The organism is Campylobacter sp. 2018MI13, from assembly GCF_018501135.1.
In the GTDB taxonomy this organism is placed as follows: domain Bacteria; phylum Campylobacterota; class Campylobacteria; order Campylobacterales; family Campylobacteraceae; genus Campylobacter_E.
In genome coordinates, this window is the sequence record NZ_JAHCZC010000057.1 from 1 (window position 1) to 12,258 (window position 12,258).

14 protein-coding genes are annotated in these 12,258 nt (G+C 30.5%); 11 read left to right on the plus strand and 3 right to left on the minus strand.

The window, feature by feature from the left end:
• Positions 1-340 (minus strand): hypothetical protein (locus tag KJQ99_RS06705; RefSeq protein ID WP_214150339.1); only part of this gene is annotated, 340 nt, incomplete at its 3' end.
• A 43-nt stretch (positions 341-383) separates the two neighbouring features.
• On the opposite strand from KJQ99_RS06705, the gene mltG reads away from it, so the two are divergent.
• The 9 genes from mltG (at position 384) to KJQ99_RS06750 (ending at position 10,310) form a co-directional block, all read left to right on the plus strand.
• The gene (mltG, locus tag KJQ99_RS06710; RefSeq protein WP_442862236.1) at positions 384-1,382 is read left to right on the plus strand and encodes an endolytic transglycosylase MltG; all 999 of its coding nucleotides are present in this window, start codon (positions 384-386) and stop codon (positions 1,380-1,382) included.
• Between the two features lie 81 nt (positions 1,383-1,463).
• The gene (locus KJQ99_RS06715; RefSeq protein WP_214118502.1) at positions 1,464-3,638 is read left to right on the plus strand and encodes an NADP-dependent isocitrate dehydrogenase; all 2,175 of its coding nucleotides are present in this window, start codon (positions 1,464-1,466) and stop codon (positions 3,636-3,638) included.
• Between the two features lie 9 nt (positions 3,639-3,647).
• Complete coding sequence (gene sucC / locus KJQ99_RS06720) at positions 3,648-4,811, plus strand: ADP-forming succinate--CoA ligase subunit beta (RefSeq protein WP_214118504.1); 1,164 nt, start codon at positions 3,648-3,650, stop codon at positions 4,809-4,811.
• Between the two features lie 9 nt (positions 4,812-4,820).
• Positions 4,821-5,690 carry a succinate--CoA ligase subunit alpha gene (gene sucD, locus KJQ99_RS06725; RefSeq protein ID WP_214118506.1) on the plus strand — a complete coding sequence of 290 codons (870 nt, stop codon included), beginning with the start codon at positions 4,821-4,823 and terminating at the stop codon, positions 5,688-5,690.
• Between the two features lie 37 nt (positions 5,691-5,727).
• On the plus strand, positions 5,728-6,036 hold the full coding sequence (locus KJQ99_RS06730; RefSeq protein ID WP_214150340.1) for a 4Fe-4S dicluster domain-containing protein: 309 nt from the start codon (positions 5,728-5,730) through the stop codon (positions 6,034-6,036).
• 2 nt (positions 6,037-6,038) lie between these two features.
• A complete protein-coding gene (locus tag KJQ99_RS06735) occupies positions 6,039-7,163 on the plus strand; it encodes a 2-oxoglutarate synthase subunit alpha (protein WP_214150341.1) in 1,125 nt (374 codons plus the stop codon).
• Positions 7,163-8,017: a 2-oxoglutarate ferredoxin oxidoreductase subunit beta gene (locus KJQ99_RS06740; RefSeq protein ID WP_214118511.1), complete on the plus strand. Its 855-nt coding sequence runs from the start codon at positions 7,163-7,165 to the stop codon at positions 8,015-8,017. The genes KJQ99_RS06735 and KJQ99_RS06740 overlap by 1 nt, the downstream gene beginning before the upstream one ends.
• Entirely contained in the window at positions 8,014-8,586 is a 573-nt protein-coding gene (locus KJQ99_RS06745; protein WP_214118513.1) for a 2-oxoglutarate:acceptor oxidoreductase subunit OorC, read from the plus strand. The genes KJQ99_RS06740 and KJQ99_RS06745 overlap by 4 nt, the downstream gene beginning before the upstream one ends.
• Before the next feature lie 140 nt (positions 8,587-8,726).
• Complete coding sequence (locus tag KJQ99_RS06750) at positions 8,727-10,310, plus strand: DASS family sodium-coupled anion symporter (protein WP_214118516.1); 1,584 nt, start codon at positions 8,727-8,729, stop codon at positions 10,308-10,310.
• Positions 10,311-10,362: 52 nt separating this feature from the next.
• Here the strand turns inward: KJQ99_RS06750 and KJQ99_RS06755 are convergent, their stop codons facing one another.
• A complete protein-coding gene (locus KJQ99_RS06755; RefSeq protein WP_214150342.1) occupies positions 10,363-10,680 on the minus strand; it encodes a hypothetical protein in 318 nt (105 codons plus the stop codon).
• Between the two features lie 9 nt (positions 10,681-10,689).
• Positions 10,690-11,040 carry a hypothetical protein gene (locus KJQ99_RS06760; RefSeq protein ID WP_214150343.1) on the minus strand — a complete coding sequence of 117 codons (351 nt, stop codon included), beginning with the start codon at positions 11,038-11,040 and terminating at the stop codon, positions 10,690-10,692.
• A 147-nt stretch (positions 11,041-11,187) separates the two neighbouring features.
• Between KJQ99_RS06760 and KJQ99_RS06765 the strand changes: the two genes are divergently transcribed.
• Together KJQ99_RS06765 and KJQ99_RS06770 are read left to right on the plus strand one after the other, a co-directional pair.
• On the plus strand, positions 11,188-11,679 hold the full coding sequence (locus tag KJQ99_RS06765) for a flavodoxin domain-containing protein (RefSeq protein WP_214120445.1): 492 nt from the start codon (positions 11,188-11,190) through the stop codon (positions 11,677-11,679).
• 159 nt (positions 11,680-11,838) lie between these two features.
• Positions 11,839-12,258 (plus strand): hypothetical protein (locus KJQ99_RS06770; RefSeq protein WP_214150344.1); only part of this gene is annotated, 420 nt, incomplete at its 3' end.

Here is a 12,258-nt window from a genome sequence, read left to right on the forward strand (position 1 = left end):
CTTTAGCTATTTTTATATCTCCATAAAAATATAAGTTTTTATATTTTAGATTTGTTATGTTTGCTAAAAGCTCATTTGAGTATAAATTTATTTTTATATTTGCTTCAATATCATCTGATTGGATATTCAATTGGTTTTCATCATAATATATTTTGACTAAAGCATCATTTATTTGAATATTTTTTATATTAATACTTTGAAAAAACAAAAATACTTGTTTGTATTCTTTAAGACTTAATATTTTTTTTCTAATTTGATTTATATCTAGTGCTTCGTTGCTATTTGCTTTTTTTATATAAACTTTATTTATATTTAAGATTAGTTTTTTATCAAGTTTCAAATAAAGCTCAGAGATTTCAATATTAATTAATTTAAAATCCTTAATTGAAATTCCATTGGCTAATACAAATACAAAGGCGATTATTAAGAATATGAATATAAAAAGAATTTTAATTATTTTATTTATGTGTTTTGATGTTTTAAGCATTTTTGTCCTAGCGATTTTGTTTTACTTATTGCAGCCTGTTAAGTCAAATTCTGTTGTATTTATACCACAAGGCTCTAATGCTAAAATTATAACAAGTTTAAATAACACTAAATTGCAATTTAGCAAAATAGACCAATATTTGTTATTATTTTTTGGACACCCGCAAAGTGGTTGGATAGCAGTATCTAAACCTATTTTAACAAGATATGAATTTTTAAAAGAGCTAACTACAAATAAAGCTGCGTTAGTTAATCTTACTTTAATTCCAGGTGAAACAAGTGAATATTTTTTAAGAGAAATTGCAGCAAAAAAACTTAATTTAAATCCTGATAAATTATTAGATGAATTATATTCTCAATCAAATAGAAAAGAAGGTATGCTAACTCCTGATACTTATTCAATTCCATTAGGAATTAGTGAAAGATTGTTTATAAAATATTTATTAGAATTTACAAAAAAAAGAAACGAAACAATTAGTAAAAAAGTTTTTGGAGATTATACTGAATATAAATTTTATAGATTTATTATAGTAGCTAGTATTATTCAAAAAGAAGCTGCTAATGAAAGCGAAATGCCTATTGTAGCGAGTGTTATTTATAATAGATTAAATAAAGGTATGAAACTACAAATGGATGGAATGCTAAATTATGGTATGAATTCTCATATAAAAGTAACTCCACAAATGATTAGAGAAGATAATTCAGAATTTAATTCTTATAAAAATTCTGGTTTACCAAGTGTTTCAATTTGTAACGTTTCTACACAAGCAATTTTGGCAGCAATTTCTCCAGCTAAGACAAATTATTTATATTTTATGAGAGATAAAAGGACTGGTACACATAGGTTTAATACAACTTTAGCAGCTCACGAAAAAGAAATAGAAAGGCAAAGATAAGGGTAATTTAATTTTTTTTGATTTACTCTTTTTTAACTTAGCAGTTATACATTCATCTAAAATTTAATTAAAGGAGTTACGATGAGTATTGTATATACTTTCACAGATGAATCGCCAGCGTTGGCAACTTTAAGTTTTTTACCAATTGCAAAAGCTTTTTTAAAGCATGCAAATATTGAAATTACCACAGCTGATATTTCATTGGCTGCAAGAATAGTTTCTAGTTTTCCAGAGTGTTTAAAAGATGAGCAAAAGTGTGAAGATGCACTTGCAAAACTTGGTGAATTAGTAAAACTTGATGGAGCAAATGTAATTAAAACTCCAAATATTTCTGCTTCTATTCCACAACTTAAGGCTTGCATAAAAGAATTACAATCAAAAGGATATAATGTTCCAAATTATCCAGATGAACCACAAAATGATAGCGAAAAAGCAATCAAAGAAAAATATGCAAAAGTTTTAGGTTCTGCTGTAAATCCTGTTTTAAGACAAGGAAACTCGGATAGAAGAAGCACAAAAGCTGTAAAAGAATACGCAAAAGCAAATCCATATAGAACAAAAACCTTTAGTAAAGATAGTAAAAGTTGTGTAACTTGTATGAGTAGTGATGACTTTTTCTCAAATGAAAAGGCAACTTTAATCAAAGAAAACGGCACTGCTAAATTATATAAAGTTGTAAATGGGGCTAAAACTGAGCTAAAATCTTTTGATGTTGTAAAAGATGAAGTAATGGACGCGACTTTTATGAATGTTGCAAAACTAGATGAGTTTTATGAAAAACAAATCAATCACTGCAAACAAGAAAATATTTTATTCTCGCTTCATTTAAAAGCAACTATGATGAAAGTAAGTGACCCTGTATTATTTGCTCACGCTTTAAAAGTTTATTTTAAAGATTTATTTGCTGAATTTGGCGATGAGTTTGCAAATCTAGGCATTAATCCAAACAATGGTTTAAGTGAGCTTTTAAGTAAGGTTGAAAACTCAAGCAAAAAAGATTTAATCCTAAAAAGATACGAAGAAATATTAAATACAAGAGCACCAATTTCAATGGTTAATTCTGATAAAGGTATTACTAATCTTCATGTTCCAAGTGATGTAATTGTAGATGCTTCAATGCCTGCAATGCTTAAAAATGGTGCTAAATTATGGGATAAAAATGGTGCAGAAATGGATACAAATGCTGTTATTCCTGATCAAACATATGCAACAATTTATCAAGCAGTTTTAGATGATATGAGAGCTAATGGAAGTATTAATCCAAGTGTGGTTGGTTCGGTTAGCAATGTTGGTTTAATGGCTAAAAAAGCTCAAGAATACGGCTCTCATGATAAAACATTCATAGCTGATTGCGACGCTACTTATCAAATAGAATTAAATGGTGAAGTTTTATTATCACATGAAGTTAAAAAGGGTGATATTTATAGAATTAATTTAGCAAAACCTGATGCGATAGCAAACTGGATAAAACTTGCAAAACAAAGATGTGAATTAAGTGGCGAGCAAGGAATTTTCTGGCTTGATAGCAAAAGAGCAAGTGATAGAATAATCATTGATTTAGTTAAAAAAGAATTAGGAGAAACTTTCTTAATCTTAAGCCCTTATGAAGCTTGCAAAAAAAGTTTAGAAATTATTAGAAGTGGTAAAAATTGTATATCAATTACAGGTAATGTTTTAAGAGATTATTTAACAGATCTTTTCCCAATACTTGAATTAGGAACAAGTGCGAAAATGCTTTCAATAGTTCCAATGCTAAATGGCGGAGCTATGTTTGAAACAGGTGCGGGTGGTTCTGCTCCAAAACAAGTTGAGCAAGTTGTATTAGAAAATCACTTAAGATGGGATAGTTTAGGCGAGTTTTTAGCTCTTCAAAGCTCACTTGAATTTGAAGGAAACAAAGGCAATGCAAAAGCAAAAGTTATGGCAGAAGCTTTTGATGAAGCAATATCTCATTATTTAAATGAAAATAAAGCTCCAAGTAGAAATGCGAAAGAAAACGATAATAGAACAAGTCATGTGTATTTTGCAATATATTTAGCGAATGCACTTGCTAAGCAAAATAATGATGAAAGTATGAATAAGTTTTTTAAAGTTATTGCTGATAAACTTAATTCAAATTCTTCTAAAATCATTGAAGAATATATGAATGAAGAAGGTAAAGCAGTTGAATTAGGTGGATATTATGTTTTAGGCGAAGTAGCTGAAAAGATAATGAGACCAAGTGTTACATTTAATGAAATTTTAAAATCAATTTAAGGAGAAAATATGAATATACACGAATATCAAGCAAAAGAAATTTTTGCTAAATTTGGTGTGCCTACTTTAAAAGGTAAGGTTGCATTTAGTGTTGAAGAAGCTGTTGCAAACGCAAAAGAATTAGGCGGAAGTGTTTGGGCTGTAAAAGCTCAAATCCACGCTGGTGGTCGTGGTTTAGGTGGCGGTGTAAAAATCGCTAAGAATTTAGATGAAGTTAAAATGTATGCTGAAAAAATATTAGGTATGAACCTTGTAACTCATCAAACAGGACCAGAAGGAAAACTTGTTAGAAAACTTTATATTGAAAGTGGTGCAAATATTGCTAAAGAATATTATTTAGCACTATTATTTAATAGAATGGAAGAAAAAATCACAATCATTGCTTCAAGTGAAGGTGGTATGGATATAGAAAAAGTTGCAGCAGAGCAACCTGAAAAAATAGCAAAAGTTACAATTGACCCTGCAATTGGCTTTAAAATGTTTCACGGACTTGAAGTAGTAAAAGTTTTAGGTCTAAATAAAGATGAAGGTAAAAAATTAATAACATTTATAGATAAATTATATAAATTATATTTAGCAAAAGATGCAAATTTAGTAGAAATTAACCCATTAATCAAAACTGCAGAAGGCGAGTTTTTCGCACTTGATGCTAAGATGAGTTTTGATGATAGTGGTCTTTATAGAAATCCAGATATTGCAGAATTAAAAGATGAAACAGAAGAAAATCCAGCAGAGCTAGAAGCTAGCAAATATGGTTTAAGTTATGTAAAACTTGATGGCGATGTGGCTTGCATGGTAAATGGTGCAGGTCTTGCTATGGCTACAATGGATATTATTAATTATAGTGGCTGCAAACCAGCAAACTTCTTAGATGTTGGTGGTGGAGCAAGTGCTGAAACCGTTGCAAAAGCATTTGAGATTATTATGAGAGATAAGAATGTAAAAGTAATTTTCATAAATATTTTTGGTGGTATCGTAAGATGTGATAGAATTGCAAATGGTGTTTTAGAAGCTACAAAAACAACTAAAATTGATATTCCTGTAGTAGTTCGCTTAGATGGAACAAACGCTAAAGAAGCAAAAGAAATTCTAGATAATTCAGGTCTTAAAAATATTCACGCAGCAACAGATTTTGCAAATGGTGCTGAAATTGTAAAAAGCTTAGTAAAGTAAGGAGAAAAAATGAGTATATTAGTAAATAAAAATACAAAAGTAATAGTTCAAGGCTTTACAGGTAAAGAAGCTACATTTCACGCAGAACAATGTATTGCTTATGGCACAAATATAGTTGGTGGTGTAACTCCATTTAAAGGTGGAGAAACTCATTTAGGAAAGCCTGTATTTGATACGGTTAAAGAAGCAGTTAGTAAAACTGGTGCTGATACAAGTTTAATTTTCGTTCCTCCTTTTGCTGTTGGAGATAGTATCATTGAAGCTGCTGATGCAGGAATTAAACTTGCAGTAGTAATCACAGAACATACTCCTGTAAAAGATATGATGTTTGCAAAAGCTTATGCAAATAAAAAAGGTATGAAAATCATTGGACCAAACTGCCCAGGAATTATCACTGCAGATGAATGTAAATTAGGAATTATGCCAGGCTTTATATTTAAAAAAGGAAATATCGGTGTAATTTCTAAAAGTGGAACTTTAACTTATGAAGCAGCAAATCAAGTTGTTTTAGGTGGTTATGGAATTACAACTGCAGTTGGAATTGGAGGAGATCCAATCATAGGTCTTGCTTATAAAGAATTATTAGCTGAATTTGAAAAAGATAGCGAAACTAAAGCTATAGTTATGATAGGTGAAATTGGTGGAAGCTTAGAAGTTGAAGCTGCTAAATTTATAAAAGAAAATATCACAAAACCTGTTGTAGCATTTATAGCAGGTGCAACTGCTCCAAAAGGTAAAAGAATGGGTCACGCAGGTGCTATTGTAGGAAGTGCTGATGAAAGTGCTGCTGCTAAAAAAGAAGCTTTAAAAAGCTATGGTGTTCATGTAGTTGATTCTCCTGCAGATATCGGTAAAAAAATCAAAGAAATTTTAAAATAATTAAAGCCTAGATAATCTAGGCTTAGAAAGGTTAAAAATGGAAAATAATACTAATGCACCTGTATGGGTGGATGAAAAAAGATGTAAAGCCTGTAATATATGCGTAAGCTATTGTCCTATGGGCGTTATTGCTATGAGAGATGAACCAAGTGCTGTTTTAGGTCAAATGATTGAAGTAGTTAATCCAGAATCATGCATAGGTTGTAGAGATTGTGAAACTCATTGTCCTGATTTTGCGATTAATGTTGCAGATGCTAAAGGCTTTAAATTTGCAAAACCTACTCAAGAAGGTAAAGATAGAGCGGCTGCAATTAAAGCTAACAATTTTAAAAAGTTAAAGGCGTAAAGATGAGAGAAGTAATATCAACAGGAAATAATTTAATAGCTCAAGCTGCAATTGATTGTGGTTGTTCTTTTTTTGGTGGTTATCCAATAACTCCTAGTAGTGAGATAGCTCATGAATTAAGCCATATGCTACCAAAAGCTGGTGGAACATTTATTCAAATGGAAGATGAAATAAGTGGAATTAGCGTTGCACTAGGTGCGGCTATGAGTGGTGCAAAAGCAATGACTGCAAGTAGTGGTCCTGGAATTAGCTTAAAAGCAGAACAAATAGGGCTTGCATACATAGCTGAAATTCCAATCGTAATAGTAAATGTTATGCGTGGTGGTCCATCAACTGGTCTTCCAACTCGTGTTGCTCAAGGCGATTTATTTCAAGCAAAAGCTCCAAGTCATGGAGATATAGCAAGTATTGCTATTGCACCTGCTAGTCTTGAAGAAAGCTATAATCTAACAATAACAGCATTTAATTATGCTAATAAATATTCAACTCCAGTATTTTTATTAATGGATGAAACGGTTGGACATATGAATGGTAAAGCAATTTTACCTGATGTAAAAGATTTAAAAATAGAACCACGCCGTGAATTTACAGGAGACCCAAAAGATTATAAACCTTATAAAGCTGATATGGACGAACCTGCTACATTAAATCCATTCTTTAAAGGCTATCGTTATCATATAGCTGGTCTTCATCACGGAGATATAGGTTTTCCAACTGAAGATGGCAAAATAGTTGATTATAATATGAGAAGATTAGTTGGTAAGATTAAAAATAAAGTAGATGAATTAGCACTTTATGAAGAATATATGTTAGATGATGCTGATATTTGTATTATTGCTTACGGAAGCGTTGCTCGTGCTGCAAAAGAAGCAATTGCAAGACTTAGAGCACAAGGATTGAAAGTAGGTTTATTTAGACCAATTACTTTATATCCAGTTCATGAGAAAAAAATAGCTGAAGTTTGCTCAAGATTTAAGAAAATTTTAGTAACAGAATTAAATATGGGACAATATTTAGAAGAAATTCAAAGAGCAAGTAAGAGAGATGATTTTGCTAGCTTACATAGAGCTAATGGTCGTCCAATAACTCCAAGTGAAATTGAAGCAAAAGTAAAGGAGAGTTTCTAATGGCTTTTAATTATGATGATTATTTAAGAGTAGATAAAATGCCTACTCAGTGGTGCTGGGGATGTGGTGATGGTGTTGTTTTAAAATGTATTATTAAAGCAATTGCAAAAATGGGTTGGAATATGGATGATGTTTGTGTAGTTAGTGGTATTGGCTGTAGTGGTCGTATGAGCTCATATGTAAATTGTAATACCGTTCATACAACTCATGGTCGTGCATTAGCTTATGCAACTGGTATTAAATTAGCTAATCCAACTAAACATGTGATAGTTGTAACAGGTGATGGCGATACAACTGCAATTGGTGGTAATCATTTAATCCATGCTGCAAGAAGAAATATTGATTTAACTCATATTATGATTAATAACTTTATTTATGGACTTACAAATTCTCAAACAAGCCCAATGACCCCACAAGGATTTTACACAGTTACAGCTCAATTTGGTAATATTGACCCTACATTTGATGCTTGCGAATTAGTAAAAGCAGCTGGAGCTAGTTTTATAGCTCGTGGTAATGTAATTGACGCTGCTAAACTTGAAAATATGATTTATAAAGCAATGGCTCATGAAGGATATAGTTTTATTGATTGCTTTAGTAACTGCCATATTAATTTAGGTCGTAAAAATAAAATGGGCGAAGCTGTTCAAATGCTTGATTGGATAAGTAATCGTTCTGTTGAAAAATCTAAATTTGACAAATTAAGCGATGAAGAAAAAGTTGATAAATTCCCAGTTGGAATTTTATATGAAAATAAAACTAAACCTGAATATTGCAAAGCTTATGAAGAAGTTCGCCGTGCTGCTAAAGAAGGTAGAATGGTTAATTTAAATGCTTTAGGGGGTGCTAAATGAAATTCCAATTAAGATTTGGTGGAGAAGGCGGTCAAGGTGTAATTACCGCTGGTGAGATTTTAGCAGCTGCTTGGATGGAAAAGGGTGGAAGTAGTAAAAAAGGTGCTTATGCTATAAAAGCTAGTACATATACTTCTCAAGTTCGTGGTGGTCCAACTAAGGTTGATATTATTTTAGATGATGAAGAAATATTATTTCCTTATGCAGTTGAAGGCGAAATTACTTTTATGCTTTCAACTGCTCAAAAAGGCTATTCTGGTTTTAAAGATGGTGTTTGTGAAGGTGGAATAATAGTAGTTGAGCCAAATCTAGTAAAACCAAGTGAAGAAGATAGAAAGAAATTTAAAATATTTGAAATTCCAATCATTACAATAGCTAAAGATGAAGTTGGCAATGTGGCTACTCAATCAGTTGTTGCACTTGCAATTGCGGTATATATGAGCAAATGTATGGATACTGATGTTGTAAAAGAAGTTATGTTAAGTCATGTGCCACCAAAAACTCGTGATGCAAATGCTAAGGCTTATGATTTAGGTATAAAATACGCTAAAAAAGCTTTAGGAGAATAATTTTAAGCCCTTTATAGGGCTTAAATATTAATTATTTAATAAAAATTTAATATTAATATTTAAATTATTAAAAAATATACTTTATTTTTCTTTTTAATAAATTCTTATTATAATTACTTACTTTTTGAAAAGGAGATGTTATGACTAAGGATAAAATTCCTTTAGCTATTTTATGTATATTAATAGCTATTTCATTTGTATTTATTCCGGTTCCTGAAAGTCTAATTTCTATTAAACAAGCTGCTTTATTAAAGGCTCATTCTGATTTTTCAGAACAAAAATTATTAGAATTAAGCTTATTTGATGCAAGACTTTCTTGGATATATTTAGGTTGTTTTATAGCTACTGTTTTATGTATTATTTTAAAAGTAATGCCACTTGGTGCAGTTAGCTTAATATCTATTGCTTTTATAGCAATTTCTACAATTAGTGTTAGTGCCGATATTAGTGGAGCTGCTAGAAGTAAGGCTGCTATTAAAGATGCTTTAAGTGCATTTTCTAATAGCTTAATATGGCTTATTGTAATATCTATTATGCTCGCTCGTGGTATTATCAAAACTGGTCTTGGAAGAAGATTAGCATTTTATTTTTTAAGCATATTTGGTAAAAAAACTTTAGGTATAGGATATTCAATTGCTTTAAGCGAAGTGTTTTTAGCTCCGATTACTCCATCAAATACTGCAAGGGGCGGTGGTATAATTAATCCAATAGTTCAATCAATTGCTAAAGCTCTAGGTTCAGAGCCAAATAATGGCAGTGCAAATAAAGCAGGAACATATCTTAGCCTTGTAAATTATCAATCAAATCCAATTACATCTGCTATGTTTATTACCGCAACTGCACCAAATCCATTGGTAGTAAAACTAATTTCAGATGCAACTAATGCAAATATTAGTATTACTTGGGGGCAATGGGCTTTAGGAATGTTTGTTCCTGGAATGTGTGCGATATTGCTTATGCCATTAGTGATTTATTTTTTAAGCCCACCTGAACTTAAAGAAACACCTGATGCAAGAGAATTAGCTAAAAAAGAATTAGCTGCTATGGGTAAATTTAGCTTAGATGAAAAAATTATGCTTAGTATTTTTGGATTATGCTTATTCTTATGGGCTGGAATGCCTAGTAATTTTGCTAATTGGTTTGGTTTTAGCGAATATGCAAAGGCTTTGACATTTGATCCTGCTAGTGTGGCGGCTTTAGGACTTGCAATTGCGCTTTTAACTGGTGTTTTAAAATACGATGAATTATTAGCAGAAAAGACAGCTTGGGATACATTAGTATGGTTTGCTGCTTTAATTATGCTTGCTACTATGCTTGATAAATTAGGTTTAGCTGCATTTTTAGGACAAGAGTTAAAAATGGCAGCTTCATCTTTAGGGCTTAGCGTAACTTTTGTAATGATATTTTTTACTTTAGCGTTTTTATATTCGCACTATTTTTTCGCAAGCACAACGGCTCATATTTCAGCAATGTTTTTAGTATTTTATAAAACAGGGCTTGATTTAGGAGCACCACCTATGCTATATGCTTTTATGTTAGCAGCTGCAGGAAATATTATGATGGCACTTACGCATTATGCTACAGGGACTGCTCCTGTTGTATTTGGTAGTGGTTATGTTAGTCTTAATAAATGGTGGATAATAGGTTTTATTGTAAGTGTTATTGATATAGCAGTTATGATTTGTGTTGGCTTAGTATGGTGGAAGATATTAGGCTTTTATTGATTTAAGAATTTGAAATAGGAAATTCCTATTTCAAATTCTAAACACAAAATTATTAATAAACTTCCACATATACCATACCATCATCAGTATATCTTGCACTATAGTCTAACCATATCTCTTTAATTATACTAAAATTTTCAGTTTCTTTTAATATGAGTTTGTTTGTACAATTTATCTTTTTTGCTTCTTTATCAATTTTATTAGTCATAAAACTTGAATATGAAATATCATAAGCATCTAATGTTTTTGATTGTTCTAATAAAATTTCAGTTAAAAGTTGTGTTACTTCTTTATCATCACAACTAGGTATAGAACCACAACCTATACAAAATGCACTAACTACAATTAAAGAAAAATATATTTTTTTCACGATATATCCTTATATAATTTGTAAAATTTGTTGATAGTTGTATTGTCTAACTTTTTTGCCAATATTTATAATATCAATAATCCACCATATAATTCCTATTGCAAACATACAAGTAATGAATTTGAGTATAAAAATAAGTATGCCTAAACCAATAGAGCCAAGATAAAATCTATCTACATAAAGCATAGCACATATAATTCCAGTAGTAGGATTTTTAAGCTTTGCAGCAAGTAGTTTGTCTGAAAAGTTTTTTCTTTCAGCATCGCTCATTCTCTCTAACTTTTCTCTTAAATTAATTACAGCCATTCCGTCTTTTGGCAACTTGTCTTGAATACTCATTAAAATACTATTCGTATCCATTTACACTCCTTAATAAAAAATTAAAGCCATATAATACCCCCCCCCCCCCAATCTTAAAAGTAGCTTAAAATAATTTTAAAATATTTAAAACAAAAATTATCTTATTTAGGCTACAATGAAACTACATTTTAATTTTAAGGAGAAGTTATGAAAAAAGTTGGTATTTTTTATGCTACAAAAGGTGGTACTACTAAAGCTTTTGCAGAGCAAATCGCAGCAAAAATTGGTGCTGATGTTATAAATATTAAAGATGTTGAAATAAACGCATTATCAGAATATAAAACTTTAATCTTAATGAGTTCAAGCTATTTTTTTGGTGCTTTGGCTGATGATTGGGGAAGTAAAGTAAAATTATTAAATACTATTGATTTTAGCGATAAAAATGTAGCTATCGTAGGTGTTGGCGGACAAGAAAGACATCCTGATAGTTTTTGCTCTGGCGTAGCTGATTTTTATGATAAATTAGCTTTTAGTGGAGCAAGATTTATAGGCGAAGTTTGCTCAAGTGATTATAACTACACATTCTCAAGATTACAATTTGGAAAAGCTTTAAGAGGACTTTGCCTTGATAAAGCTGATGGAGATAAAAACGAAGCAAGAATTAATGCTTGGGTTGAAAATATTAAAAAATATTTATAATTTTTAGGAAGCTAAGCTTCCTTTTTTGCAATGTTGGCATTTTTTAAACACTTATACTTAATATTTATTTTTAGACTTTGTTATGATAAAAAAGCTAATTTTTTATTATTTTTATTTCAATTAGTTTCAGCGTTTTTTATTTTTGTAACTTTTTTTATAATGATTTTTTATAGCTTAGAATATATAAGCGATCATACAAAAAATCTTAATGAACTTAAAAAGGCTGAAGGTGTATTGTATGATGTAGAAAAGATAGTTCATGAGAAAACGTTTAGGATTTTTAGAAAAAGAAATTATATTATATGGCATTATAAAATGATTGATAATAATAAAAATCACAAAACTTTCATAGCAAGAGAAGATAAAAGTTATGCAAAAAATCTCATAGGGCAAAAAGTAGCTATTTACTATGTTCCTAGCGTATTTTATCCAGAAATAAGACAATTAGAATCAAATGGCTTTATTTATGAGAGATACAAAGTAAGAGATAATTATGAAGATTTAAAATATATTTTCCCATTTTTTATGTTTTTTGCGAGTATATTTTATATGCTAAATATTAAAGGTAAATACCCTAAT

Bases quoted from the DNA above. Each gene is read 5' to 3' on its own strand.
- KJQ99_RS06750 (WP_214118516.1), top strand. From the start codon at position 8,727: ATGACTAAGGATAAAATTCCTTTAGCTATTTTATGTATATTAATAGCT.
- KJQ99_RS06715 (WP_214118502.1), top strand. From the start codon at position 1,464: ATGAGTATTGTATATACTTTCACAGATGAATCGCCAGCGTTGGCAACT.
- KJQ99_RS06760 (WP_214150343.1), bottom strand. From the start codon at position 11,040: ATGGATACGAATAGTATTTTAATGAGTATTCAAGACAAGTTGCCAAAA.
- sucC (WP_214118504.1), top strand. From the start codon at position 3,648: ATGAATATACACGAATATCAAGCAAAAGAAATTTTTGCTAAATTTGGT.
- KJQ99_RS06740 (WP_214118511.1), top strand. From the start codon at position 7,163: ATGGCTTTTAATTATGATGATTATTTAAGAGTAGATAAAATGCCTACT.
- KJQ99_RS06745 (WP_214118513.1), top strand. From the start codon at position 8,014: ATGAAATTCCAATTAAGATTTGGTGGAGAAGGCGGTCAAGGTGTAATT.
- KJQ99_RS06765 (WP_214120445.1), top strand. From the start codon at position 11,188: ATGAAAAAAGTTGGTATTTTTTATGCTACAAAAGGTGGTACTACTAAA.
- KJQ99_RS06730 (WP_214150340.1), top strand. From the start codon at position 5,728: ATGGAAAATAATACTAATGCACCTGTATGGGTGGATGAAAAAAGATGT.
- sucD (WP_214118506.1), top strand. From the start codon at position 4,821: ATGAGTATATTAGTAAATAAAAATACAAAAGTAATAGTTCAAGGCTTT.
- KJQ99_RS06735 (WP_214150341.1), top strand. From the start codon at position 6,039: ATGAGAGAAGTAATATCAACAGGAAATAATTTAATAGCTCAAGCTGCA.